This window comes from Bradyrhizobium sp. 199 (genome assembly GCF_023073355.1).
GTDB lineage: Bacteria > Pseudomonadota > Alphaproteobacteria > Rhizobiales > Xanthobacteraceae > Bradyrhizobium.
This window is the reverse complement of record NZ_JADPJI010000008.1, coordinates 400,027-425,508: the sequence shown is the minus strand read 5'-3', so window position 1 is coordinate 425,508 and position 25,482 is coordinate 400,027. Positions and strand designations below refer to the sequence as shown.

23 protein-coding genes and 1 tRNA gene are annotated in these 25,482 nt (G+C 64.2%); 13 read left to right on the top strand and 11 right to left on the bottom strand.

Translation table 11 applies throughout. The annotated features are described in order from the left end of the window. Nucleotides 1-2: 2 nt before the first annotated feature. The 6 genes from dxs to IVB28_RS24360 all read right to left on the bottom strand — a co-directional run bounded on the left by dxs (nucleotide 3) and on the right by IVB28_RS24360 (nucleotide 8,331). Nucleotides 3-1,931 carry a 1-deoxy-D-xylulose-5-phosphate synthase gene (gene dxs / locus IVB28_RS24385; protein ID WP_247529577.1) on the bottom strand — a complete coding sequence of 643 codons (1,929 nt, stop codon included), beginning with the start codon at nucleotides 1,929-1,931 and terminating at the stop codon, nucleotides 3-5. A gap of 616 nt (nucleotides 1,932-2,547) precedes the next feature. Then, complete coding sequence (locus IVB28_RS24380; protein ID WP_212080902.1) at nucleotides 2,548-2,799, bottom strand: exodeoxyribonuclease VII small subunit; 252 nt, start codon at nucleotides 2,797-2,799, stop codon at nucleotides 2,548-2,550. A gap of 74 nt (nucleotides 2,800-2,873) precedes the next feature. Then, nucleotides 2,874-3,803: a histone deacetylase family protein gene (locus IVB28_RS24375; protein WP_247529576.1), complete on the bottom strand. Its 930-nt coding sequence runs from the start codon at nucleotides 3,801-3,803 to the stop codon at nucleotides 2,874-2,876. A 129-nt stretch (nucleotides 3,804-3,932) separates the two neighbouring features. Further along, a complete protein-coding gene (locus tag IVB28_RS24370; RefSeq protein WP_247529575.1) occupies nucleotides 3,933-5,591 on the bottom strand; it encodes a bifunctional metallophosphatase/5'-nucleotidase in 1,659 nt (552 codons plus the stop codon). A 51-nt stretch (nucleotides 5,592-5,642) separates the two neighbouring features. Next, on the bottom strand, nucleotides 5,643-6,401 hold the full coding sequence (locus IVB28_RS24365; RefSeq protein WP_247529573.1) for an enoyl-CoA hydratase-related protein: 759 nt from the start codon (nucleotides 6,399-6,401) through the stop codon (nucleotides 5,643-5,645). A gap of 226 nt (nucleotides 6,402-6,627) precedes the next feature. Then, entirely contained in the window at nucleotides 6,628-8,331 is a 1,704-nt protein-coding gene (locus tag IVB28_RS24360; RefSeq protein ID WP_346730763.1) for a methyl-accepting chemotaxis protein, read from the bottom strand. Between the two features lie 355 nt (nucleotides 8,332-8,686). Between IVB28_RS24360 and IVB28_RS24355 the strand changes: the two genes are divergently transcribed. Beyond that, entirely contained in the window at nucleotides 8,687-9,922 is a 1,236-nt protein-coding gene (locus tag IVB28_RS24355; RefSeq protein ID WP_247529571.1) for an MFS transporter, read from the top strand. Between the two features lie 9 nt (nucleotides 9,923-9,931). Here the strand turns inward: IVB28_RS24355 and IVB28_RS24350 are convergent, their stop codons facing one another. Then, nucleotides 9,932-11,710: an acyl-CoA dehydrogenase gene (locus IVB28_RS24350; protein ID WP_247529570.1), complete on the bottom strand. Its 1,779-nt coding sequence runs from the start codon at nucleotides 11,708-11,710 to the stop codon at nucleotides 9,932-9,934. Between the two features lie 256 nt (nucleotides 11,711-11,966). Here IVB28_RS24350 and IVB28_RS24345 point away from each other — a divergent pair. Continuing rightward, nucleotides 11,967-12,041: transfer RNA gene (locus IVB28_RS24345), tRNA-Gln, on the top strand. Nucleotides 12,042-12,145: 104 nt separating this feature from the next. Here IVB28_RS24345 and IVB28_RS24340 read toward each other — a convergent pair. Beyond that, complete coding sequence (locus IVB28_RS24340; RefSeq protein ID WP_247529569.1) at nucleotides 12,146-12,904, bottom strand: SDR family NAD(P)-dependent oxidoreductase; 759 nt, start codon at nucleotides 12,902-12,904, stop codon at nucleotides 12,146-12,148. 163 nt (nucleotides 12,905-13,067) lie between these two features. Between IVB28_RS24340 and IVB28_RS24335 the strand changes: the two genes are divergently transcribed. The 10 genes from IVB28_RS24335 to IVB28_RS24290 all read left to right on the top strand — a co-directional run bounded on the left by IVB28_RS24335 (nucleotide 13,068) and on the right by IVB28_RS24290 (nucleotide 21,115). Continuing rightward, entirely contained in the window at nucleotides 13,068-14,327 is a 1,260-nt protein-coding gene (locus tag IVB28_RS24335) for an extracellular solute-binding protein (RefSeq protein WP_247529568.1), read from the top strand. 2 nt (nucleotides 14,328-14,329) lie between these two features. Continuing rightward, nucleotides 14,330-15,271: a sugar ABC transporter permease gene (locus IVB28_RS24330; RefSeq protein WP_247530155.1), complete on the top strand. Its 942-nt coding sequence runs from the start codon at nucleotides 14,330-14,332 to the stop codon at nucleotides 15,269-15,271. Beyond that, a complete protein-coding gene (locus IVB28_RS24325) occupies nucleotides 15,264-16,109 on the top strand; it encodes a carbohydrate ABC transporter permease (protein ID WP_247529567.1) in 846 nt (281 codons plus the stop codon). Before IVB28_RS24330 ends, IVB28_RS24325 begins: the two co-directional genes overlap by 8 nt. Before the next feature lie 22 nt (nucleotides 16,110-16,131). Continuing rightward, nucleotides 16,132-17,229 carry a Gfo/Idh/MocA family oxidoreductase gene (locus IVB28_RS24320; RefSeq protein WP_247529566.1) on the top strand — a complete coding sequence of 366 codons (1,098 nt, stop codon included), beginning with the start codon at nucleotides 16,132-16,134 and terminating at the stop codon, nucleotides 17,227-17,229. A gap of 10 nt (nucleotides 17,230-17,239) precedes the next feature. Beyond that, nucleotides 17,240-17,884 carry a ThuA domain-containing protein gene (locus tag IVB28_RS24315; protein WP_247529565.1) on the top strand — a complete coding sequence of 215 codons (645 nt, stop codon included), beginning with the start codon at nucleotides 17,240-17,242 and terminating at the stop codon, nucleotides 17,882-17,884. Further along, a complete protein-coding gene (locus tag IVB28_RS24310) occupies nucleotides 17,881-18,930 on the top strand; it encodes a LacI family DNA-binding transcriptional regulator (protein ID WP_247529564.1) in 1,050 nt (349 codons plus the stop codon). The genes IVB28_RS24315 and IVB28_RS24310 overlap by 4 nt, the downstream gene beginning before the upstream one ends. 332 nt (nucleotides 18,931-19,262) lie before the next feature. After that, nucleotides 19,263-19,487, top strand: a complete 225-nt coding sequence (locus IVB28_RS24305; RefSeq protein ID WP_247529562.1) for a hypothetical protein — start codon at nucleotides 19,263-19,265, stop codon at nucleotides 19,485-19,487. After that, complete coding sequence (locus tag IVB28_RS24300; RefSeq protein ID WP_247529561.1) at nucleotides 19,484-19,663, top strand: hypothetical protein; 180 nt, start codon at nucleotides 19,484-19,486, stop codon at nucleotides 19,661-19,663. Before IVB28_RS24305 ends, IVB28_RS24300 begins: the two co-directional genes overlap by 4 nt. Next, nucleotides 19,635-20,696 carry a chaperonin GroEL gene (groEL, locus tag IVB28_RS24295; protein WP_256467011.1) on the top strand — a complete coding sequence of 354 codons (1,062 nt, stop codon included), beginning with the start codon at nucleotides 19,635-19,637 and terminating at the stop codon, nucleotides 20,694-20,696. The genes IVB28_RS24300 and groEL overlap by 29 nt, the downstream gene beginning before the upstream one ends. Nucleotides 20,697-20,827: 131 nt before the next feature. Beyond that, nucleotides 20,828-21,115 (top strand): hypothetical protein, encoded by a 288-nt coding sequence (locus tag IVB28_RS24290; protein ID WP_247529560.1) that lies wholly within the window; start codon nucleotides 20,828-20,830, stop codon nucleotides 21,113-21,115. Between the two features lie 455 nt (nucleotides 21,116-21,570). Here IVB28_RS24290 and rpoH read toward each other — a convergent pair whose 3' ends face one another. After that, nucleotides 21,571-22,446: an RNA polymerase sigma factor RpoH gene (gene rpoH / locus IVB28_RS24285; RefSeq protein ID WP_247530154.1), complete on the bottom strand. Its 876-nt coding sequence runs from the start codon at nucleotides 22,444-22,446 to the stop codon at nucleotides 21,571-21,573. 409 nt (nucleotides 22,447-22,855) lie between these two features. Here rpoH and IVB28_RS24280 point away from each other — a divergent pair, with 409 nt between their 5' ends. Further along, the gene (locus tag IVB28_RS24280) at nucleotides 22,856-23,089 is read left to right on the top strand and encodes a hypothetical protein (RefSeq protein WP_247529559.1); all 234 of its coding nucleotides are present in this window, start codon (nucleotides 22,856-22,858) and stop codon (nucleotides 23,087-23,089) included. Nucleotides 23,090-23,140: 51 nt separating this feature from the next. Here the strand turns inward: IVB28_RS24280 and ftsH are convergent, their stop codons facing one another. Together ftsH and IVB28_RS24270 are read right to left on the bottom strand one after the other, a co-directional pair. Continuing rightward, nucleotides 23,141-24,982, bottom strand: coding sequence for an ATP-dependent zinc metalloprotease FtsH (gene ftsH, locus IVB28_RS24275; protein WP_247529558.1), 1,842 nt, complete (start codon nucleotides 24,980-24,982; stop codon nucleotides 23,141-23,143). Between the two features lie 189 nt (nucleotides 24,983-25,171). Then, a complete protein-coding gene (locus tag IVB28_RS24270; protein ID WP_247529557.1) occupies nucleotides 25,172-25,450 on the bottom strand; it encodes a hypothetical protein in 279 nt (92 codons plus the stop codon). Between the last annotated feature and the right edge of the window lie 32 nt (nucleotides 25,451-25,482).

Sequence of the window (25,482 nt, the reverse complement as noted above, 5' to 3'; positions counted from 1 at the left end):
CCTCAGGCCAGCTTGACCGTCTCGGCCTTCACGTCCTTGCCGAGCGCTTCGAACACCTTGGCGACGATGCCCTTGGCGTCGAGACCGGCGCGGCCGTACATCGCGGCCGGCGTGTCGTGGTCCTGGAACACGTCGGGCAGCACCATCGAGCGGAACTTGACCATCCCGGTGTCGAGCGCGCCCTGATCGGTCAGGTACTGCGCGACATGCGAGCCGAAGCCGCCGACCGAGCCTTCCTCGATCGTGATCAGGATCTCGTGGTCGCGAGCAAGCTTGAGCACCAGCTCGGTGTCGAGCGGCTTCATGAAGCGCGCGTCGGCGATCGTGGTCGACAGGCCATGGGCGGCGAGCTCGTCGGCCGCCTTCTCGCATTCGGCAAGGCGCGTGCCGAACGAGAGCAGGGCGATCTTGCTGCCCTGGCGGATCATGCGGCCCTTGCCGACCTCGAGCGGAATGCCGACCTCCGGCATCTCGATGCCGCGACCTTCGCCGCGCGGATAGCGCAGCGAGCTCGGACGGTCGTTGATCGCGACCTGGGTCGCCACCATGTGCACGAGCTCGGCCTCATCGGCCGCCGCCATGATCACCATGTTCGGCAGACAGCCGAGATAGGCGTTGTCGAACGAGCCGGCATGCGTCGCGCCGTCGGCGCCGACGAGGCCGGCGCGGTCGATGGCGAAGCGGACGGGCAGGCTCTGGATCGCGACGTCGTGCACGATCTGGTCGTAGCCGCGCTGCAGGAAAGTCGAGTAGATCGCGCAGAACGGCTTGTAGCCTTCGGTGGCGAGACCGGCGGCGAACGTCACTGCGTGCTGCTCGGCAATGCCGACGTCGAAGGTGCGGTCCGGGAATGCCTTGTTGAAGATGTCGACGCCGGTGCCGGACGGCATCGCCGCGGTGATGGCGACGATCTTGTCGTCCTTCTCGGCTTCCTTGACGAGGCTCGCGCCAAACACGTTCTGGTAGGCCGGCGCGTTCGGCTTGGACTTTGCCTGGGTGCCGGTCGCGACGTCGAACTTGACGACGGCATGGTACTTGTCGGCGGAGGCTTCCGCCGGGCCGTAGCCCTTGCCCTTCTGCGTCACGACGTGGACCAGGATCGGGCCGGTCTCCATGTCGCGGACGTTCTTCAGCACGGGCAGCAGATGGTCGAGATTGTGGCCGTCGATCGGGCCGACATAGTAGAAGCCGAGCTCCTCGAACAGCGTGCCGCCGTCCATCATGAAGCCGCGGGAATATTCCTCGACGCGGTTGGCGCGGCTCGCGATGATCTTGGGCAGGCGCTTGTTGATCTGCTTGGCCGCATCGCGCAGCGTGCGATAGGTCTTGCCGGAGTAGAGGCGCGACAGATAGGCGCTCATGGCGCCGACCGGCGGCGCGATCGACATGTCGTTGTCGTTGAGGATGACGATCAGGCGCGAGTTCATCGCACCCGCATTGTTCATGGCCTCATAGGCCATGCCGGCCGACATCGCACCGTCACCGATCACGGCGATGACGTTGTTCTTGCCGCCAGAGAGGTCGCGCGCCACCGCCATGCCGAGGCCGGCGGAGATCGAGGTCGAGGAATGCGCCGCGCCGAACGGATCGTAGTCGCTCTCGCTGCGCTTGGTGAAGCCGGACAGGCCGCCGCCGGTGCGCAGCGTGCGGATGCGGTCGCGCCGGCCGGTGAGGATCTTGTGCGGATAGGCTTGATGGCCGACGTCCCAGATCAGCCGGTCGCGCGGCGTGTCGAAGACGTAATGAATCGCGGTGGTGAGCTCGACCACGCCGAGACCCGCGCCGAAGTGCCCCCCGGTGACCGAGACGGCATCGATGGTCTCCTGCCGCAGTTCGTCGGCAATCTGGCGAACCTGCTCGACCTTGAGCTTGCGCAGGTCGTCCGGCGTCCGGATGGTATCGAGAAGCGGCGTCTTACTGTATGCGTTCACGGCGATTTCCAATTTGTCAGCGCCGGAAGGTCATTCCGGTGCGCGATGGGTTTGTACAATATCGGCGCAGCGCGAGTCCTAACCGTCGGAGCCACCTGCATGGGGCAAGGCCCCGTCTTCAAGCTTAGGTAAGCTTAAGTGCGCTCCGGTTCAGTCTCTGTGATCCCTGTCACTTTAGATCGGCTTCGTCCGTCCCAGCCAATTCATTAGCAGTTTGAAGCGCTTGTCGTCGGTAATCGGTGCCAACGCAAGGCTTGCAAAAAGCCACACTCCGCGCAGCTTTACACCAAAGCTTGGGCCAAAGCCAACCCGCCGGACCGATTAGGGGTATGCGGATGCAACCGGCGGGCCAGAGTGGTTAACTGTGGCCCGCAATGAGGGGTTCCTGGCTTGGCTGGTTCCCTCGGCGGCTTTTTCGCCGCGAAATCAGAACTTTTCGGTCTCTGAGGGGCCTGTTGCACAATGGCAAGCAGTGCGCCTACCCATGGAACCCTCACGTCTCACGGCACGGCGCCATGCGATTGTGAAAACTCGGCCCGCTACGCGGCCATCCCCGTGTCATGGGGGTCGAGTGCGGTCAGAAACCGAGTGAGGGAAGCCGGGGGATAGCCTTGGCTTACTGGACGTCGAGCGGCGCGGTGCCGGTGGCCTGGCCGCTGGCATCGGTGGTGATCTTGTCGACGCGGGCCTCGGCCTGGCGCAGCAATTCCTCGCAGCGGCGCTTCAGCGCCTCACCGCGCTCGTAGATCGTCACGGATTCCTCGAGCGGCACCTTGCCGTCCTCGAGCCGCTTCACGATCGTTTCGAGTTCCTCGATCGCGCGCTCGAAGGTGAGCCTGGACACGTCGACTTGAATATTTTCGGCCATATACGTTTCCGATTGCCCGATTCGCTCGCCCTGCAGTGAAGGCGGGTTTTACGGGCTTAATGTGGCGGGCGTCGTCAGGCGCCCATCAGGGCGCCGACATGCGCCGTAACAGATTCTTTCAGTCCTTGCAGGTCATAGCCGCCCTCGAGCACCGAAACAACGCGGCCCCCCGCGGTCTTGTCGGCGAGATCCATCAGCTTGCGCGTCACCCAGGCATAATCTTCCGCGCGAAGATTCAGCGAGGCCAGCGGATCGCGATAATGCGCATCAAAGCCGGCGGAAATGACCACGAACTCGGGGCTGAATTTTTCGAGTTGCGGCAGGATCAGATTCTCGAACGCGGAGCGGAATTCCGGCCCGCCGTCCTCGGAGGCAAGCGGCGCGTTGACGATGGTGTCGTGGTCGCCGCGTTCGCTCTTGGCGCCGGTGCCCGGAAACAGCGGCATCTGGTGTGTCGAGCAGTACATCACGGTCGGGTCTGACCAGAAGATATCCTGCGTGCCGTTGCCGTGATGGACGTCGAAATCGACGATGGCCGCGCGCTTGATGCCGTATTTGCGCTGCGCGTGGCGCGCGGCAATCGCGACATTGTCGAAGAAGCAGAAGCCCATCGGCTTGCCGATCTCGGCGTGATGGCCGGGCGGGCGCACCGCGACGAAGGCGTTGCGATGTTCGCCCGCCATCACCGCTTCGGTCGCCGCCACCGCGCCGCCGACGCCGCGCATCACCGCCTCCCACGTGCCCGGCGACATCGAAGTGTCGCCGTCGATATAGACCTGTCCGCTGGACGGCGCGATGTGGCGCAGCTCGGTGACGTAATGCTCGTTGTGGCAGAGCGTGACGAGGTCGAGATCACCCTCCGGCGCCTGGTCGCGCACCAGGAACTGGAAGCGCTCGTTCGACAGGGCTTCTTCCACCGCACGAAGACGATCCGGCCTCTCAGGATGTCCCGGCGGCGTGACATGGTCGAGGCAGGCCTTGTGGGAAAGGAGAAGCGTGCTCATCAGGTCGGCCTCACAGGAAACGGGCTTTGGCGTCGTTGGCGCATCCGGCGCCAAAACGCAATGCACCTAATCTATGCGCTTGGCCGGGAATGGCAAAGGGGCGTCCCGCGCCGGCCGGTTCGATCCCGATCAATTGACGCGCTGGATGCGGCTCAGCGGTAGCGGGCCGATCGGTCCGTGTGCCCGGAAGAACGCAAACAGCGCGTCCGCGTCGTAGCCGCCATATTGTGGCGCGGTGCCCTGTTTGGCCACGGTAAAAGCGTCGCCGCCGACGGCGAGGTAATCGTTGAGGGTGACGCGGTAGCCGCTTGCAGGTTCGATCGGCCTGCCATTGAGCGTCATCTTCTCGGCGACGACGCGCTCGCCGAACGGCTTCGCGGCATCCCAGGCATAGCTGAATCCGTTCGAGACCTGGAGGATCCGCGGCCGCTTCGGGTCCAACCATTGCTGTTCCAGCATGTCCTTGAGCTGGCTGCCGGTCAGCGTCATGGTGACGAGGCGATTGCGGAACGGCTGGCTTGCGAAGACATCGCCGAAGGTAATCGCGCCGTTCTCTTTCGGGACGATGTCGGTGCGGATGCCGCCGGGGTTGGTGAGCGCGACGACAGCGCTGCCATCCTTCGCGTCGCGGGTGGCCAGCAATTGCGCGTCGGCGATGACATCGCCGAGCGGGCTTTCGCCGGCCTCGTTCGGCACGCGCGACAGCGTCTGCGTCACCGATCCCGCCGGCCGGTTGGCGATCGGGGCCGAGAGCCTGTCGTAGGCCTCGATCAGCGCGGTCTGATCCGCGTCCCTCGCCAGCGAGGCATTGGCCACGATGACGTTCTCGCCCGTGGCGCCGACGATGTCGCGCGTTGTGGGATCGAGCTTCAGGTCGATCGCGGTGACCAGCGTGCCGTATTTGTCGCCGCTGGTGACCAGCCGCCCGTCGATGTTGCAGACATAGGCGCGATGGGTATGGCCGCTGACGACGACGTCGACGGCGCGGTCGAATTTCTTGACGATGTCGACGATCGGCCCCGTGATGGCAGGGCATTCATTGTAGTCGCCGGCGGGCTCGCCGCCCTGGTGGATCAGCACCACGATTGCCTCGACGCCGCGCGCTTTCAGCTGCGGCACGAGCGCGTTCACCGTCTCGGCTTCGTCGCGGAATTCGAGCCCGGCGATGCCCGACGGCGAGACGATGCCCGCGGTCTCCTTCAAGGTCAGCCCGATGAAGGCGACGGGGATGCCGTCGAACTCCCTGATTTCGTAGGGCGGCAGCACGCTGTTGCCGGTCGCGGTCTCGATGGTCGATGCCGCGAGATAACGGAATTTGGCGCCGGTGAAGGGATGCGGTCCCTGGCAGCCCTCGAGGAGATGGCAGCCGCCATTCTGCATCCGCAACAGCTCGGCCTTGCCTTCGTCGAATTCGTGATTGCCGACCGAGGTGATCGCGAGCCCCATCATCGACAGCGCCTCGATCGAAGGCTCGTCGTGGAACATCGCCGACAGGAACGGGCTCGCGCCGATCAGGTCGCCGGCGGCGACGAAGATCGTGTTCTTGTGTCCTTCGCGCAGCTGCTTGACAAGCGTCGCCATGTATTCGGCGCCGCCGGCCGCCACCATCACCTTCCTGGCCTTGTCCTCGGGATCTCCGATCCGGATGCCACCCGGCGGCGGGCGCAGATTGCCGTGGAAATCGTTGATCGCGAGGATGCGCAGCTCGACGGGCGCGGCGGTTTGGGCGGACGCGGGCAGGGTGGCGAGCGCAAGCGAGAAGGCGGTGAGGCGAAGAACATGTCGCATGGAGCCAGACTAGTCGTTCCGCGCGAAGATTTCACGAAGGTTCTCGTTACCCTATTTTTTCTTCCTGTCTGCAAACGCGTTGAACGCGGCGGTGGCTTCTTCCGACTTCAGCCGCTCGCCGAACAGATTGGCTTCCTGATCGATGCGGCGGGTGAGCTGTTCCGGCGCGGCGCGTAGGAATTTGCGCGAGATCGCGACGGCCTCGGCCGGAAGCTTGCAAATCTCGCGTGCCACTTTGCGGGCTTCGACCTCGGTGTGTCCCGATGACACCACCGCGTTGACGAAGCCTGCGGTATGCGCCTCCGCGGCGGTGAAGGTCCGCCCCATCACCAGCATCGCAAAGGCGCGCTGGTAACCCATCGTGTTCGGAATCAGCAGGCTGGAAGCCCCGACCGGAACCAGCCCGAAACGGATGTAGGGCGCGGAAAAGCTAGCTGCCGTGGATGCGAGCACGTAGTCGCAGTGAAACAGCATGACCGTGCCAATGCCGATCGATGCCCCATCCACGGCGGCGATGATTGGCTTGACGTTCAGGGCGAGTGAATAGAGGAATTTCGCTCCGTCGCTCAGCGTCTCGGGGCGTGACGTGTCGGCGTGCATGAAATCGTCGATGTCGTCGCCGGCGGTGAATACGCCGGAGCCGCCGATGATGATCATGCAGCGGATATCAGGATTGTTCTGCGCGGTGTCGATCGCGCGACTCATCTCGCGATACATGTCCTGCGTGATGGCGTTCTTCTTGCCCGGCCGGCGCAGCGTGATCACGCGCGTTGCGTGCTCTTCGGCCACAATAATATTGCCATTCGCCATCGGGTCCCCCGTGCGGCCGCCGCGGTTGACGTGGGCTGGTCTCGCTACCTCAACCTACATCATCTCACGGAGGTGCCAATGCCGGGTGGAAGTTTTTGGCGGGAACGCCCTGACTTCGGGGCGATCGGGTACCCAGAGACAGCCCCGCGGACAGAGCGGCCGGGCGATGCGCGGTGTTCCCGAGGCCCGGTATCCCGATCGCCGAAGTGGTGCCAGTCACACCCACCTACGCGGCGCGCACCGTGTTCAGGAAATTCCCGACCTCGAGCTTCAGCCTGTTGCCTTCGAGCGCCAGGGATTGCGCGGCCGCCAGCACCTGCGAGGATGCCGAGCCGGTTTCCGCGGCGCCCCGCTGCACGGCCGTCACGTTGGACGAAACCTGATGCGTGCCTTGTGCCGCCTGCTGGACGTTGCGGGAAATCTCCTGGGTCGCCGCACCTTGCTCTTCGACGGCTGCGGCAATCGCCGAGGCGATCTCGGACAGCCGCTCGATCGTCCCGCTGATCTCCTTGATCGCACCGACCGAGGCCTGCGTCGCCGATTGAATGCCCGAGATCTGCTGCCCGATTTCACCCGTCGCTTTCGCGGTCTGTTCGGCCAGCGCCTTTACCTCGGAGGCGACCACGGCGAAGCCACGGCCCGCTTCACCGGCCCGTGCCGCCTCGATGGTTGCGTTCAGCGCCAGCAGGTTGGTCTGCCCAGCGATGGTGTTGATCAGCTCGACGACGTCGCCGATCCGGCTCGCCGCCTTCGAAAGTTCGCCGACTTCGACGGTGGTTGCACGCGCCTGGCCGACGGCTTCGCTTGCCATGCGCGCGGAATCCTGCACCTGACGGCTGATCTCGTTGATGGACGACGACAGCTCCTCGGTGGCTGACGCGACCGATTGCACATTGGTGGAGGCTTCCTCGGACGCTGCCGCCACGACGGTCGACAATTGCTGGGAGCGTTCCGCGGTCGCGGTCAGCGTGCTGGCGGAGGCCTCGAGCTCGGTTGAGGCGGAGGATACCGTTTCGATGATCTGTCCGACTGCGCCTTCGAACTGGTTGGCGAGCTTGTACATCTCCTGCTTGCGTTGTTCGCCGGCAAGGCGATCCTGCTCGGACTTGGAAAGTGCCTCCTGGCGGGCCTTCTCGGCGAGCATCGTCTTTACGCTCTCCACTGCGCGCGCCGTGTCGCCGATCTCGTCGCGGCGGCCCAGCGCCGTCATTTCGACGTCCTCGCCCTTGGCCATGCGATTGAGCAGACCGACCAGGCCCGTCAGCGGCCGCGCGATACCGAAGATACCAAGCAGCAGCGCGCCGGCGATGGCGGAAATGCCGGAGACTGCGGCAAGGATGTAGGCACTCCTGATCTCGGCGGCGGCGTCCGCATGTTGTTCGTCGGCCCTGCTTTTGGCAAACGCCACCATCGTTTCGGCGAGATGGATCTGCGAGGCGACCGCCTCCTGGAGAACGCCATTGCATTCGACACGCATCCGTTCGGCGGCCTTTAGGTTCTCCTCCGCATTGGTCGTGGTGGAGGCGTACGCGATAGCCGGGGTGCAGGCAGCAAATGCTTTCTTGAGGCTTTCGATCTGCGTGCCAATCTCCGCCGCCTTCTCAGGCACGCTCTGCCGGACCTTGTTGAGATTCTCGATTGCCCATTCCGAATTCTCTTTCGTGGCCTTCAACAGCCTGGCGTTGCCGGCGTCAGTTGTTTCGACCAGGAGCTCGAATGCTGCAGCGCGGTAAGTCTCGACCCGGCGGGCGATACGCGGCACCAGGGTAGTGGAGGTGTCGATCCTGACGACGATATCCGAGTAGGCCGCATCGACAGCCGCCATCCGGGTTGCGATGTAACCGACCAGGGCGATCATGACCGCGCCGAGCACGCCGGTGATCAAGCCGATCTTGGTGGGCATTCGTAGATTATTGAACAATGACATCATTGGCGTTGTCCTGCGGGGAAAGGGAGGCGATTGCAGACGAGCAGGCAGAGCGCAACACGCCGAAAACGGCGCTGGTCCAAACCTGTATGGCTATTCCAATCACTGCAACGTACGCGAAGCGGCTCGACACGCCGCTTGCTTCGGCTGAATTGAATCTAGCCCTGGACAGTTAAGAAACCTCAACCATACCTGGCCGTAGTGGTACGGGCCTTCCGTCGTCGCGGAGACGTGCGCAGTGCGAGGTGCATCGAGGTCAGCGCGCGCAACAAAAGGCTACAATGTTTTTGTTGAATGACCAGGAGTTGTGCGGCACGATCTGCCCTGCTTGGTTTCCATTTGGCCGATTGCTCGATTGATGATTGCCGCAACCCGCGTCGACGAATCCTCGCTGCACTATCGCGGCTGGCGCGTCGTGCTGGCCTGTTTCCTGATGGCCTTCTTCATGTTCGGCTTCGGCCTGTACGGCCAGGGCGTCTATCTTGCCGAGTTGCAGCGCGCGCATGGCTGGTCCGGCACGCTGGTCTCCGCCGCCAGCACGTTCTCGTTCCTTCTGACCTCCGTGCTCGTCATCTTCACCGACGATCTGCTCGTCCGCATCGGGTTGCGCTCGCTGATCCTGTGCGGCCTGGTGGCGCTCGGGGCATCTACGGTGTTGCTGGCGTTGATGGAGACGCCCTGGCAGCTCTATCTCGCCTATGGCCTGATGTCGGTCGGCTGGACCGGCATGGGCACCGTGGTGATCGCAACCGTGCTGAACTCCTGGTTCGAACGGCGACGCGGGCTTGCGCTCAGTCTCGCGTTCAACGGCGCGACTTGCGGCGGCATCGTCCTCGTTCCGCTGCTGCTGATGCTAAGCGACAGTGTCGGCTTCCGTTCCGCGATGCTGGCGGCCACGACGGCGATGATGGTGCTGGTGGTGCCGGTGGTCGTGATTTTCATCGGCTGGCCGACCGGGATGTCGCCGGCATCGGAGGAGCGTTCGTCCGGCGGCGTGGCCGCGCCAAGCCATTCCCGCAAGACGCTGCTCGCCAACGCGGCGTTCTGGACCATGGTGTTGCCGATCGCGGTCGCGGTGCTGGCGCAGATGGGATTCATCATCCACCAGGTGAGCTTTCTCGAGCCGCTGGTCGGCCGCTCCGCCGCAGGGCTCGCGGTCACTGTCATGGCGGCGATGGCGGTGGTCGGCCGCCTCTCGCTTGGCCTGTTCGTCGACCGGCTCGATCCGCGGCTCGCCTGCGCTGCGTCGATGACGAGCCAGGCGGTTGCGCTGTTCGTTCTCCTGCAGAGCACGAACCCGACGATGCTGCTGGTGTGCTGCGCCGTCTACGGCTTCTCGATCGGGAACATGATCACGTTCCCGCCCTTGATCATCCAGCGCGAGATCGGCGCCAGCGCCTTCGCCGCCGCCATGGGATTGGGCACCTCGATCAGCGGCATCGTCAGCGCCTTCGGCCCCGGCATCGTCGGGTTGGTACGGAGCTTTACCGGCAGCTACACGATGGCATTTGCGATGTGCGTGGTGCTGGATCTCGTTGCGGCGGGCATCGTGCTGTGGCGGCCGGGCAGCCGCAGGAAGCTCGCGGCGTCGTAGCGAGCGCGCTCACCCCAACAGCACCGCATCCGCCGCCGCGACCGACTTCGCGCTTTCCGTCACGGTGCGCTCGAGCGCGGGTGCCTGCACCGTGATGTTCTCGGCGAAGAAACGCGCCAGCGAGACGTAGCGCGCGGCGTCGGTGTTACCGTCGGCCTTGGCGGCGAGCGCTTCGGATGCCAGCATGCAGCCGCCGAGCGTGGCGCCGAACTGCTGCAGATACGGCGTTGCGCCCGCCAGCGCCTCGTTCGGCGCCGACGCAACCCGGTCCAGCAGCCATTTGCTGGTGCGCGTCAGCGCCTCCAGCGCCTCGCGCAGCTTCGCGCCCGTGGTGCCGAAAGCGGGATCATTGGAGGCCTCGACTTCGCTGACGGTTGCCGAGAGCTCGTCCAGCAGCGCCCACACCGACGCGCCGCCATTGGCCGCGAGCTTTCGCGTGACGAGGTCAATCGCCTGGATGCCATTGGTGCCCTCGTAGATCGTGGTGATGCGCGCATCGCGGTAGTGTTGCGCAGCGCCGGTCTCCTCGATGAAGCCCATGCCGCCATGCACCTGCACGCCGAGATAGGCGACCTCGTTGCCGATATCGGTGGAATAGCCCTTGGCCATCGGCGTCAGCAGCGCCGCGCGCGCAGCGGCATCGGCTCGCACCTTGGGATCCCTGGCGCGCGTCGAGACGTCGATCGCGACGGCGGTCGCATAGCAGATGGTGCGTGCTGCCGCGGTCTGCGCCCGCATGCGCATCAGCATGCGCTTGACGTCGGGATGCACGAAGATCGGATCGGAGCCGTCACTTTTATTGCCGAGGGCGCGGCCCTGCTTGCGCTCTTGTGCGTACGACAATGCCTGCTGAAAGGCACGGTCGGCAATGCCGACACCCTCTAGGCCGACGCCAAGGCGGGCCTGGTTCATCATCGTGAACATGCAACGCATGCCCTGGTTCTCTTCGCCGATCAAAAAGCCGATCGCACCGCCATGATCGCCCATGGTCATGGTGCAGGTCGGGGAAGCATGCATGCCGAGCTTGTGCTCGACGCCGCTGGCGAAAATATCGTTGCGCGCGCCGAGCGATCCGTCGGCATTCACCATGAACTTCGGCACCAGGAACAGCGAGATGCCCTTGGTGCCGGCGGGCGCATCCGGCAGACGTGCCAGCACGAAATGCACGATGTTGTCGGTCATGTCGTGCTCGCCATAGGTGATGAAGATCTTCGTCCCCTTGATGCGATAGGTGCCGTCGGCCTGCTTCTCGGCGCGGGTGCGCAGCGCGCCGACGTCGGAGCCGGCCTGCGGCTCGGTGAGCTGCATGGTGCCGGTCCATTCGCCGGAGACGAGCTTCTCGAGATAGATCTTCTTCAGCTCGTCGCTGCCATGCGCCTCCAGCGCCTCCATCGCCGACGCCGTCAGCAGCGGGCAGAGGCCGAAGGCGACGTTCGAGGCGCTCCAGATCTCGGTGCAGGCGGCGTTGATCGCGAGCGGCAGGCCCTGGCCCCCAAAATCCTCGGGGCCGGAGACTGCGTTCCAGCCGCCTTCGGTCCAGCGCTTGTAGGCATCCGGCCAGCCCGGCGCGGTCGTGACCTTGCCGTCGTCAAGCTTGATGCCGTGCTCGTCGCCGACCTTGTTGAGCGGCGCCAGCACGTCGCTTGCGAACTTGCCGGCTTCCTCCAGCACGGCCGCGGCGATGTCCGCATCGAAATCGCCGTAATGACCGGCCTCCACGGCAGCCTTGAGGCCGGCGCCATGGTTGAGCGACAGCAGCATGTCATTGATCGGCGCGCGGTAGGTCATGGTTCACTCCCGTGGACAAATATTGGCGCCGTATTCCCACGAAACGAAGGCGGTCTCAATGGGCGGGAGTGGCCGTCGCCGGCCGAGAGCGGGTGCCGCCACGGAGCCGCCATGAAGAGTGTCGCGCGTCGGGCGGCGGCGGGTGGTATTTTGCCCTTCAGGCGGTTGAAATGCCGCGCCGCTCCCTATAGACCGGCTGCGACCGAAGGGAATCTGCGGGCGCCGGTTCTTCCGCTCCGTTCCGTCGGTCGCCTGATGGGGCGTAGCCAAGTGGTAAGGCAGCGGATTTTGATTCCGCCATTCGGAGGTTCGATCCCTCCCGCCCCAGCCAGGAGCCCGGCTTTCCTGAAATAGCTGATGAAACCGACCAGACTGGAGCGCTGCACGGCTCTGCGACACTAACAGTGACTCGGCGCCTCGCCTCCTCAAACCACCTCAGACCCAGCCGCCATCGACGATGTAGTGCTGAGCGGTGCAGGCGGAGGCCTCGTCGGACGCGAGGAAGACGGTGAACTTCGCAACTTCGTCCGGCATGAGCCTGCGCTTCAGGCATTGTCGCTGCTGCAACTCGATCTCGCCGGCCGGGGTCATCCATTTCTCGAGCTGCCGCTCGGTCATGATCCAGCCGGGCGCGATCGCGTTGACTCGGACGTTGTAGGGGCCGTAGTCGCGCGCCAGCGAGCGCGTCAGCCCGATCACGCCTGACTTGCTGGCGGTGTAGGCGGCCATGCCGCCTTGGCCGGCGATCCACGACACCGAGCCGAAATTGATGATGGCGCCGGCATTGGCTGCCTTCATATCCTGCAACACGGCCTGTGACGCAAAGAACTGGTGCTTGAGATTCACCGCAATGCGGTCGTCCCAATATTCCGGCGTCATCTCCTCGGCGTGGTGGCGCTCGTCATGGGCGGCATTGTTGATCAGGATGTTGATCGGGCCATGAGCCTTGCGGGCCTCGACGACTCCGGCACGGAGCGCGGGGATGTCGGTGAGGTCGACCTGCTGGAAATGCGCAGCCATGCCCTGATCGGACAGCTCACGCGCCAGGCGCTGTCCCTCCTCGATCTTGATGTCGAAGAACACCACCTTGGATTTCTGCTCCGCGAAGCGCCGCACGATCGCAGCGCCAATTCCCGCTGCACCTCCGGTGACGAGCACGACCTTGCCGGCGAGGTCGGAATAGATAGCGGCCATGGGCACCTCAGTTTGTTACGGCCGGGCACGGCGGGTCGCCCCGACTCTTTTTCTGACCTTAGCGATACCCTCGGTGAGGTCCATAGATCAGAATTTGTGTTGCGTACCTCAAAAATTGAGGGCAGGATTGCGTCAAAGAAGAAGAGCCTGTTGGGAGGATGTGATGAGATCGCTCGGGAAACTGGGACTCGCCGCTGTCGCATGCCTGCTTTGGGCCCATTCCGCGTCAGCCGACACCACCGTGAAATGGCTGCACATCGAGGCCAACCCGGCCCAGGTGAAGATCTGGGACGAGGTCGCCCGTGCCTACGAGGCATCGCATCCGGGCGTCAAAATCGAGATGCAGTTCCTCGAGAACGAGGCCTACAAGGCCAAGCTGCCCACGATCCTGCAATCCAGGGATCGTCCAAACATCATCTACAGTTGGGCCGGCGGGGTCCTGAAGACCCAGGTCGAGGCGGGCGTGCTCGACGACATCACCGATCAGGTGAAGGGTTACAGCGACAGCCTCACTCCCGCCGCGCTTGCGGCTTTCACCAGCAATGGCCGCGTCTACGGTCTGCCGACTGCGCTCTCGCAGGTCGGCTTCCTCTGCAACAAAGATCTGATGGCCAAGGCGAAGGTCGATCCCGCCGCCATCAAGACCTGGGACGACCTGCTCACTGCCGTGAAGACGCTGAAGGCCGCCGGCGTGACGCCGATCGTGGTCGGAGGCGCCGACAAATGGCCGCTGCATTTCTACTGGACGCATCTGGCCGTGCGCATCGGCGGCAAGGCGGCGTTCGATGCGGCGCTGCGCGGCGAGAACGGTGGCTTCGCCGGCGAGACCTTCCAGAAATCCGGCGAGCTGTTCAAGCAGCTCGTCGATCTCCAGCCCTTCCAGAACGGCTTCCTCGGCTTCAAGAATCCGCAAGCCGTCGGCTATTTCGGCGACGGAAAGGCCGCGATGACGCTCGCGATTTCGACCGTCTATCATCTGCAGCGGGCGCTCGCGGCGGACAAGGCCGGTCTCGGCGAAGACAGGATCTGTTGGTTCGATTTTCCGGTCGTCGCCGGCGGCAAGGGAGCGCCGACCGACACGCTCGGAGGCATCACGGGCTGGCTGATCACCAAGGGATCGCCGAAGGAGGCTGTCGATTTCCTGAAATACTTCGTGTCCAAGGACGTGCAGACGCGCCTTGCGGCGGGCAATTTCATCATCCCGGTGGTGCAGGGTGCCGATGTCGGCCTCAACAATTCCTTTATGAAGCTGATCGCGGCCAATCTGGCGAAGTCGAACTACCACCAGAACTTCTATGACCAGAGCCTCGGCCCCTCGGTCGGCCGCGTCGTCAATGACGTCACCGCCGAGATCGCGGGCGGCAGCATGGCCCCGCAGGACGCTGCGAAAGCGATCGAGGCGGCCTGGAAGCAGGGTAACTGATGGTGCAACGGCGCATCGCGAGCGTGTCGGCGATGGGCGTTGCGAAGCCGTCTTTCTCGCCGCTCGCGGTTCGCGGTCCGACCTGGGACGGACGCTTCACCGTCCTGATCCTGTTCTTGCCGCCCGCGCTGCTGCTGTTCACGCTTTTCGTGGTGCTGCCGATCGGTGAGGCCGCCTGGTACTCGGCTTTCAACTGGAACGGCTTCGGCAGGCCGACGAACTGGATTGGCCTCGACAATTACCGCTTCGTGCTGGAGACGCGGGCCTTCTGGCTCGCGCTGCGTAACAACGGGCTGATCATCGCGGTTTCGCTCGCCATCCAGCTGCCGCTTGCGCTCACGCTGGCCCTCATGCTCGCTGAACGCTTTCGCGGAGCTGTGGCGCTCCGCATGCTGTTCTTCATGCCCTATATCCTCGCCGAGATCGCCACGGGGCTGATCTTCAGCTTCGTCTATGACGGCGACTACGGCCTCGTCGCCTCGATCTGGCGCGCCTTCAGCGCCGAGCCGCCGCATCTGCTGGCCTCGACTGACACGGCGATGTTGGCGGTGCTGATCGTGGTGGTCTGGAAGTATTTCGGCTTCCACATGATGCTGTTCATCGCGGCGCTCCAGGGCCTCGACAAGAGCCTGATCGAGGCCGCCCGGATCGACGGCGCGACGCGGACGCAGACACTGCGCCATGTCGTCATCCCCTTGCTTTATCCGACCGTCCGTTTGTCCGTGTTCTTCGCCATCATCGGTTCCCTGCAACTGTTCGATCTCGTCATGCCGCTGACGCGCGGAGGACCGGCCGACTCCTCGAATACGATGGTGAGCTTTCTCTACAACAATGGCATCTCGCGCATGCGAGTTGGCTATGGCAGCGCCATCGGCGTCATCCTGTTCGCGATCTGCGTGACCTTTGCCTTTACCTACAAGCGATGGTTCATGCGCGATGAGTAGTGCCGGGGCCAGCCGCGCGTTCGATCCCGCCGCGCTGTTCAAGGCGCTGTTCCTCGGTTTGATCGCGGTCTTCGTCCTGGTGCCGCTGCTCGCGACCCTGCTCGGCGGCTTCAAGTCGCTCGGCGAACTACGTGTCAATCCGTTCGGCTTGCCCGGGCGTTGGGAGTGGCAGAACTATGCGGACATCCTGTTCTCGGCGCGCTACTGGCAGCTCTTGCGCAATTCGCTGATCATCGCGACGCTGGCAGTGACGCTGACCCTGATCACGGCTTCGATGGCCGCGTTCACCTTCGCCCACGTCAAGTTCTACGGGAGCTCGATGCTGCTCAGCTATCTGACGCTGGGCCTGCTGTTTCCCGCTGCGACCGCCGTGTTGCCTCTGTTCATCAAGGTGCGGGATCTCGGCCTGCTCGATACCTATTTCGGCGTCGCGCTGCCGCAGGTGGCGTTCAGTCTTGCCATGAGCGTGCTGCTGTTGCGCCGCTTCTTCAAGGATATTCCATATGAGCTGCTGGAGGCGGCGCTGGTCGACGGTTGCAGCTACATCAAGTTCTTCCGCTATGTGACGTTGCCTCTGTCGCGTCCCATCCTGGCGACCGTCGGCACCATCACTTTCGTCAACAGCTGGAACGCCTATCTGTTGCCGCTGGTGATGCTGAACACCGATGCGCTGTATCCTTGGCCGCTCGGAATCATGGTCTACCAGGGCGAATACTCGTCCGAATGGCACCTGATCCTGGCCTTCATCACGCTCACCATCCTGCCCACGATCATTCTGTTCCTGCTGGCGCAGAAGCACATCGTCGCCGGCCTCACTGCAGGCGCGGTCAAGGGATGAGCCATATTCTCGGGAGATCACAATGAGAAAAGTCGGCGTCGGAATCATCGGCTGCGGTGTGATCAGTACCGCCTACCTCAAAGCCGCCCAGCGTTTTCCGGTCATGGAGGTCAGGGCGCTCGCAGACATGCGCAGCGAGGTTGCGGAGCGCCAGGGAGCGGCATTCAGCTTGCCGGCGATGCGGGTCGACCAGTTGTTGAAGCGCGACGATGTCGAAATCGTCGTCAATCTCACGGTGCCGCTGGCCCATACCGATGTCAGCCTGGCGGTGCTGAATGCCGGAAAGCACGTTCATTCCGAGAAGCCGCTCGGTATCGACGTCGCGGAAGCCCGCAAGGTCATTGATCTTGCCGCACAGAAGAACCTGCGCGTCGGCTGCGCGCCCGACACGTTCCTTGGCGGCGGACACCAGACTGCACGCAAGCTGATCGACGACGGCGCGATCGGCACGCCGGTGGCGGGCAGCGCCTTCTTCGGCTGCCCCGGTCATGAGCGCTGGCACCCGGCGCCGGGCTTCTATTATTTGCGCGGCGGCGGACCGATGCTCGACATGGGGCCGTACTACATCACCGATCTCGTGCAATTGCTCGGCCCGGTCGCGAGCGTGGTGGGCTCGACCGCGCGTCCGAGGTCCGAGCGTGTGGTCACCAGCCAGCCAATGAACGGCGCGCTGATTCCGGTCGAGGTCGCGACCCATGTCGCGGGGACACTGGAGTTCGAAAGCGGCGCGGTCGTCTCGATCACGATGAGCTTTGACGTACCGAAGCACCGGCACGCGCCGATCGAGATCTATGGCGACAAGGGCAGCATGCAGGTGCCGGACCCGAACCGCTTCGGCGGCGAGGTGCAGGTTGCCAGGACCGGCGGCGAATGGGAGACGATGCCGCTGACGCACGGCCATGTCGAGGGCGAGTTCCGCTCCATCGGCGTCGCCGACATGGCCTCCGCGATCCTGAACAACCGTCCGCACCGCGCCAGCGGCGCGCTTGCCTTCCACGTGCTGGAGGTAATGGAGGCTTTCCAGAGCTCCGCCGACGAAGGCCGCCGCGTCAAGATCGAGAGCCGCGTCGAGCGGCCGGCGATGCTGACCACGGGGCGTGAAACCGGACAGATCGATTGAGGGAATGACCATGCGCAAGGCATTGATTGTATGGGGTGGCTGGCCGGGACACGATCCCGATCTCTGCGCCTCGATGATTCGGGGCTGGCTGAAGGCAGAAGGTTTTGAGGTTCGGATCGAGACGACGACGGCGGCATTCGCCGATCCCGCGATCCACGATCTGTCGTTGATCATCCCGATCTACACGATGTCGAAGATCGAGAAGGCCGACGCGCTCAATCTCTGCGCGGCGGTGCGCAGTGGCGTCGGGCTTGCCGGCCATCATGGCGGCATGTGCGATGCCTTCCGCGAGTCGGTCGATTACCAATTCCTGTGCGGCGGCCAGTGGGTCGCCCATCCCGGCAACATCATCGACTACAAGGTCGACTTGACGAAACCGGATGATCCCATCATGACGGGTCTGAACAGCTTCGAACATCGGTCCGAGCAATATTATATGCATGTCGACCCCGCCAACGAGGTATTGGCAACGACAACTTTCACCGGCGAGCACGCGCCGTGGATCGAGGGCGTGGTGATGCCCGTGGTGTGGAAGAAGCGCTATGGCGCAGGGAGAGTGTTCTACTCCTCGCTGGGCCACCGCGCCTACGAGCTCGACGTGCCGGAGATACGCACGTTGATGACTCGCGGCATGCTGTGGGCCGCGCGCGAATGACGGTTGGCGCGACCCAGCCGGTGATTCGAGCCACGCTCGAGGACGTCGCGCGCACGGCGGGCGTTTCGCTCGCCACCGTCGATCGGGTCGTCAACCGGCGCGAGGGCGTCCACGCCAAGACCGTCGCGCGTGTCGAGGCCGCGGTGGCTAAGCTCGGCTATCGCGCCGATGTTGCGGCGGCGCGGCTCGCCCGCGGGCAGACGTTCCGCTTCGCTTTCGTGTTGCCGACGGGCAGCAACAGCTTCATGACCAGCCTGACCGAGCAGGTGGCTCGCACCGCCGACTGGCTCGCCGGCCAGCGTGGCTTCATCGACATCCTCCATGTCGACGTGTTCGACCCCGATGTTCTTGCCGCGGCGCTGGAGAATCTCTCGCCGGCCTATCAGGGCGTCGCCGTCATCGCGCTCGATCATCCCAGGGTTCGCGCCGCGATCGACGAGCTCGTCGCGCGCGGGATTGCCGTGGTGACCCTGGTGTCGGACGCGCCGAGCTCGTCCCGCGTGCACTATGTCGGGATCGACAATCCGGCCGCAGGCCGCACCGCGGCGACGCTGATGGGGCGTTTCCTCGCCGGGCGCGAGGGCACCGTCGCGGTGATCGCAGGATCGTTGTCGCTGCGCGATCACACCGAACGGCAGTTCGGCTTCCACCAGATCCTGTCCAGCGAGCATTCTAACCTGTCCGCACTACCGGTCATCGAGGGACGCGACGACAGCGACCGCACGCGAAAACTCACGGGCGCGTTGCTCGCACGCCACGCCGACCTCCGCGGCATCTATTGCTGCGGCGCCGGAAACCGCGGCATCGCCGATGCGCTCGAGGCTTCGGGCCGCGCGCGCGAGGTGGTCTGGATCACCCATGAGCTCACCGAGTACACAAGGCGATTCCTGGTCCGCGGTACGCTCGACGCTGTCATCAACCAGGATGCCGGCCACGAGGCGCGGTCTGCGGCGCGAATCCTGCTCGCGCATTGTTCGGGCGAGCCGATCAGCCCCGACCAGGAGCGCATCCGCATCGATATTTTTCTGCGGGACAACCTGCCGTAATTTTGCGGTTCAAGTCCTCCAAAGAGCAAGATGGTTGCGAAGGAGGGCAAGACAGGGAATCGGAAGCGGATCCGAAGACCCGCCCGGCGGCCGCGCCCGGACCCAAGTCGGCATCCGGCTCACCGCTCTCGCGGCGAAAAACGAGTTACAGCGGCGCAAAGTCCTTGCAAGGGGGGCCAAAATTTTTTGAGCGGCCGCGGGCGCCGTCGAGAGAGCGGTGACACGGCGTCTTGGCAGGACAGCGCGCCGGAATATTTCTTGGCTCCGGAAGATGCTTCTTCCTGCATCGCAAAATCGAAAAGGACCGTGAAAGACCGTCAGGAGTGACGACGATGCTCGATCAGGATTTCGCCCGCATCCGCACGCACCGCAACAATTTGTCTCGTTATCGACGCTTGCTGAAGACCAGGTTGTCGGACATCGAGCGCCAGTTTATCGAACGACGCCTTGCCGAGGAGCAGGCCGCGCTCGAGGCGCTCGCCGCCGATGCGTTCCCCGTCGCATTCAGCCTTCCGAACATGCCATCCGTTTCCACTGCTGCCGGAGCGGAACGATGAGTGACGTCCGCAACCTCCTCATCCGGGGCAGCGAGAAGGTGATCGGGCACTATCGCATGTTGCTGGCCAGTGCCAGAAACGAGAGCGAGCGCGAACTCTATCGCGCCCGGATCGAGCGCGAGCAGCGCCTGCTTGATTCGCTACAGCATGGCTTGGTGGATCGATCGGCGGCGTGAGGAACTAACCTTCGTACTGATCCGGTCCCATCGCCCAGAGCGACTGGTCGTGGCCGAAGGCGACCCCTACGTGCTGATTCACGAGAAGAAGCTGTCGGGCCTCCAGACCATGCTGCCGCTGCTCGAGCAGGTGGTGCAATCCGGAAAGCCGCTTCTGATCATCGCGGAAGAGGTCGAGGGCGAGGCACTGGCGACGCTGGTGGTCAATCGTTTGCGCGGCGGCCTGAAGGTCGCCGCAGTCAAGGCGCCTGGCTTTGGCGATCGCCGCAAGGCGATGCTTGAGGACATCGCGATCCTCACCGGCGGCACGGTGATCTCCGAAGAACTCGGTATCAAACTTGAGAGCGTCTCGCTGAATATGCTGGGCCGCGCCAAGAAAGTTGTGATCGACAAGGAGAACACCACGATTGTCGACGGGGCCGGTGCCAAGAAGGATATCGAGGCGAGAAGTCAGCAGCTCAGGAGTCAAATCGAGGAAACCACCTCGGACTACGACCGCGAGAAGCTTCAGGAGCGGCTGGCCAAGCTCGCTGGCAGGGTCGCGGTGATCCGGGTCGGCGGAGCGACCGAGGTCGAGGTGAAGGAACGCAAGGACCGTGTGGACGACGCGCTACATGCAACGCGGGCTGCCGTCGAGGAAGGCATCCTGCCTGGCGGCGGCGTGGCACTGCTGCGTGCCCTCAAGGCGCTCGATGGCGTCAAGACCTCTAACGCGGACCAGAAGGCGGGCGTCGACATCGTGCGTCGTGCCATCCAGGTGCCGGCCCGGCAGATCGTGCAGAATGCGGGCGAGGACGGTTCCGTCGTTGTCGGCAAGCTCCTTGAGAACGAGACTTACACTTGGGGCTTCAATGCGGCCACCGGCGAGTACCAGGACATGGTGCAGGCCGGCGTGATCGACCCTGTCAAGGTGGTGCGCACCGCCTTGCAGGACGCCGCCTCCGTTGCTTCGCTGCTCATTACGACCGAAGCACTGGTGGCTGACAGGCCGAAGAAGCCCGAAGCGGCAAGCATTCCTGCCACGGATTTCTGAGACGAACGAGCCCGGCTGCCCGCCGGGCTCGTTTTCACGAGCTCTGTCACGGTCATTGGACCTGTTTCGAACGATTGGAGGATGAGATGATCAAGGATCGTACCTTCTCCGCTCGCGCGGAGAACACACAAATGGCGCGGTACCTGGCGGCGTTGGGCTTTGCCGCCGGCCTCGCTCTCGTGCCCTGTGCGGCTCGTGGCGCCGAGAGCCCCGGCTCCGGCGGGAACGCAGCCGAGACCTTGGAGCGGTTGACGTTGCCGCCGATCCCATACCTGGACGCGATGCCCTGGGCGAAATGGGAGCGGGCGCGCTCCACCATGAAGGTGGATACGCTGCTGTCGCCGGTTCTGGGACCGTCGGGTATCCGTCTCGATCTTGCCCCGCGCGATCGGGACCGGCCACAGCCTGCAATGAGCTGAGACATTGGAGCGGCGGGCAGGCCGCTCCGCTGTCCATGTGCCGCCGGAACGGACGTGAAGAGACGCGACCACCGCGGCGGTCGTCCGGGACATCGCTCCTTCTCCGCGCGGCTCTGCAGCCGCTCTTTGCTCGAATGAAAGGAGGATGATGAGAGATGAGAGGCTTCGTCGTTGCCGCCGCCTTGTGGGCAATGATCAATGCGCTCCAGGCCAAGGAAGCCGCCTCTGCGCGCGCAGAGGTGAGGAGTTCGGTCGAGCCCACACGGCAACTCGCCACCAGCTCCACTGCGGCCTCACGCAGCGATACTGAGAGGCCATCCCGGAATGGACGCAGGAGCGCCGACTTTTCGGCCGAGCGTATCATTCCCGACATCTGTACCGGGTGCTGATCGGCCCACCGGCCGATCAGCAGGTCTTGGTTCTCACCGGCCCCTGATTGTCACGGCACCTGATTGTCACGACACCGGAGACAGGCGCGCGCAGACCGTCGCCCTGATCCGTTGCAACGCGCGCTGCTCGATCTGCCGGATTCGCTCGCGCGAGACGCCGAATCTGCTGGCGAGGTCGTCCAGCGTCTTGTGCGGTTCGTCGAGATATCGGGCCTTGATGATGCTGCGCTCGCGTGGCGAAAGCGCAGCAAGGGCGTCCGAGAGGGCGGTTTTCTCTCGTTCACGTTCGCTCGCCTCCAGCAGCAGGCTCTCAGGATCGGGGGAGGGATCCACGAGTCGATCCTGCCATTGATCGCCCTGGCTATCGACGCCGAGCGGCGCGTTGAGGGAGATGTCGCCGCGCAGCCTGCCATCCATTTCGATCACGTCGCCTTCTCTCACGTTGAGGCTGCCGGCGATCTGCTTGAGCTGGTCGGCACGCAGATCGCCGTCCTCCGGTACGCCGAGCCTGCTCTTCAGCTTGCGGAGGTTGAAGAACAGCTTCTTCTGCGCAGCGGTGGTGCCGAGCTTGACGAGTGACCATGACCGGAGGATGTACTCCTGCACTGATGCCTTGATCCACCACGTCGCATAAGTCGCGAGCCGAAAGCCTTTCTCCGGGTCGAACCGCTTGACCGCAAGCATCAGCCCGACATTGGCCTCGGAGACGAGGTCGGCGATTGGAAGGCCGTAGCGGCGATGTTGAAGCGCGATCTTGGCCGCCAGCCGCAGGTGGCTGGTGACCAGCCGGTAGGCCGCGTCGGAATCGCCGCAATGGCGCAGGCGGCGTGCATATTCAGTTTCTTCCGGCGCCTCGAGCAGCGGAAATCGACGAATCTCCTTCAGATAGCGGGAGAGCCCGCCTTCCGAGTGAATCGCAGGAAGCGACGAGACAGCTAGCATCGCGCACCCCTCACCACGAGCGTTGGCGCAGAGCCGAGGTGCACTGCCGATCAATGCGGTCGGCCGCTTGGAGCGCCGAGCGCGGCGTCGCGAGCGCGGCGAGTCCGGCGGGCCGCGCAGTCCGGGCACAGGTTGTTCTCATGTCCAAATCCTCACAGAGCAAGATGGTCAGAGTCGCCGCCAACCTGTCGCTGAGCCCGAACACGGCACCCAGTCACTCTCAGGCTGATGGCGCCTCTAGAATTTGGAAAGCGCCCGAATGTTCCCACGTGAATGATCTTTCACTAAAGCCGGCAAATGAGATCGGCCTGGTTCTTCTCTGCTGCAGACAAGCTCTTGAAACGTGGAGCCTTCAATCCAATCTGGTCCACGCAAGCCGCGTTGGCTGCACGCATCGTTGGTTTATGGGATGGATAATTACCGTGATCTCGTCAGCGCGGCTCTCGCGCTGTTAAGCGCCGGCGTGATGTTGGTGGCCGGTCACCTCTTGATCGAATGGCACGCCAGGCATGCCGATCCCGTCACGGCAATAGAGGCGCCCAAGAGCGACGGCCCGCCTTCGCCGATGATCTCTAACGGTTCGCCATCGAACAGGAAGGTGATCGAACTTCCGGCGGAGGTCAGGCAGAAGCGGGCCGTGTAAAGTCCGTCTCGCGCCATGGAGCGTCGAACCCGGGGACGCTGCTCGCGAGGCTCAAATCGCGCGCAGGCCTTCCTTGGGCATTTCCCGGATCAGCCCATCGATATCGCTCTGCTCCAGGGTTTCCTTCTCGAGGAGCTTCTTTGCAGCGCGGTCCAGGATCGGCCGCCGTGTGTTCAAGATGCCCTGGGTGCGCTGGAAGACCTGGTCGATAATGGCTTTCACCTCGCGGTCGACCGCGCCAGCGGTCTCTTCCGCATAGTCGCGCTCGCGACCCGGGTAGGCACGGTCCGCGCCCGCAAGGAAGTTGCCGGGATCTCGCTCATAGGCCACGCTCCCGAGTCTCTCGGACATGCCGTAACGTGTCACCATGCTGCGCGCGATGTCGGTCACCCGGCGCAGATCGTCGGCCGCGCCGGTGGACAAGTGCCCGAATACGATCAGCTCGGCGGCGCGACCGCCGAGCAGCACCGCCATCTTGTTCTCCAGCTCCTCCTTCGTCATCAGGAACCGGTCTTCGATCGGCCGCTGAATGGTGTAGCCGAGCGCGCCCACGCCGCGCGGGATGATGGAGACCTTGTGCACGGGATCGGTCCCCGGCAATGAGAGCGCGACCAGGGCATGCCCCATCTCGTGATAGGCGACGATCTCGCGCTCCTTGGCATTGAGCAGGCGGTTGCGCTTCTCGAGGCCGGCGATCATGCGCTCGACGGCGTGGTTGAAGTCGCTCATGCCCACCGCGTCGGCCCCGCGACGGGTCGCCAGAAGCGCGGCTTCATTGACGAGGTTGGCGAGGTCGGCGCCGGTGAAGCCGGGTGTCAATGCTGCGATCGTCTCCGCCTCGACCTGCTCGGCAAGGCGCACTTTCTTGGTGTGGACCTTGAGGATCTCGATGCGACCGCGCTTGTCGGGGCGGTCGACCAGCACCTGCCGGTCGAAGCGGCCGGCGCGGAGCAAGGCCGGGTCGAGGATTTCCGGCCTGTTGGTGGCGGCGAGGATGACGAGCCCGGAGCGCGAGTCGAAGCCGTCGAGCTCGACGAGCAGCTGGTTGAGGGTTTGCTCCTTCTCGTCGTGGCCACCGGCGAAGGGGCCGATGCCGCGAGCGCGGCCAAGCGCGTCGAGCTCGTCGATGAAGATGATCGCCGGCGCCTTTTCGTGCGCCTGCTGGAACAGGTCGCGGACCCGCGCGGCGCCGACGCCGACGAACATCTCGACGAACTCCGACCCCGAGATCGAGAAGAACGGCACTCTGGCCTCGCCGGCGACCGCTTTGGCCAGCAGGGTCTTGCCTGTGCCCGGTGGTCCCACCAGCAGCACGCCTTTCGGCATCCGGCCGCCGAGCCGGCCGTAATCGGTCGGGTTCTTCAGGAAATCGACCACTTCGCGAAGTTCGTCCTTGGCTTCGTCGACCCCTGCGACGTCGGCAAAGGTGACGCCGGTGTTGGACTCGACATAGACCTTGGCCTTGCTCTTGCCGATGGCCATCAGGCCGCCGCCGAGCCCGCCGCCTTCCGCCATGCGGCGGCCGATGTACCACCAGATGCCGAAGAACAGGAGCACGGGCATGACCCACGACAAAAGGTCGCGGAGAAACGTGCTCTCGATCTGCCCGGTGAAGCGCACATTGTATTTCTCGAGTTCCTGCGCGACCTCCTGATCGACGCGCGTGGTGACGAATTGTTTCTGGCCGCCGGGCAGCGGCTCCTTCAGCGTGCCCTGCAGGGTCCGATCGGAAATGCCGACCGCATCGACCTTCCCCTGACGCAGCAACTGCTGGTACTCGCTGTAGGGGATCACGGCGATCTGGCTGGCCGCCGAGATGAGATGCTGGATCAAGAGGACCGCGAAGATTGCGGCAACGGCGTAGCCGAGATTGAAGCGGACATTCTTGTTCATGCGGGAGCAGATCCGATGCTGTTGCGCCGCCGGGGCGCGTCGAGGCGCAGGTTGCGCACGCGATCGGGCCCGGGACGCGTCCGGACCTGCGTCGTATCGGCAGAACTTTTCCCCCTGCCTTCCGTTCCTGGCGTCCGGCGAGGGACACGCGCGGATAAGGCCCGGCCAAGGGCCGGGCCTTAAGCGAGATTACCAGGGGTACCAGTAGGGGTATGCCGGCGGATAATAACGGACCGTTCGATAATATCGGGGCCCGTAATAATAGCGTGGCGGGCCATAGACCGGCTCGTAATAGACCGGAGGTGCAGCTGCGGCGGCTAGCGCGCCGGTGAACAGGCCGAGCGCGACGGCAGGACCGACGCCCGGACCGCCCCAGTGATGATGGCCTCGCCAGTGGGCCGAAGCCGGCGCAACCGTTCCGATGAGGAGCGTTGCCGCCGCGGCGATTGCAAGAGCAAGCTTTCTCATGTGACTTCCCTCGAGTAAGCGTCCGCGGAGTG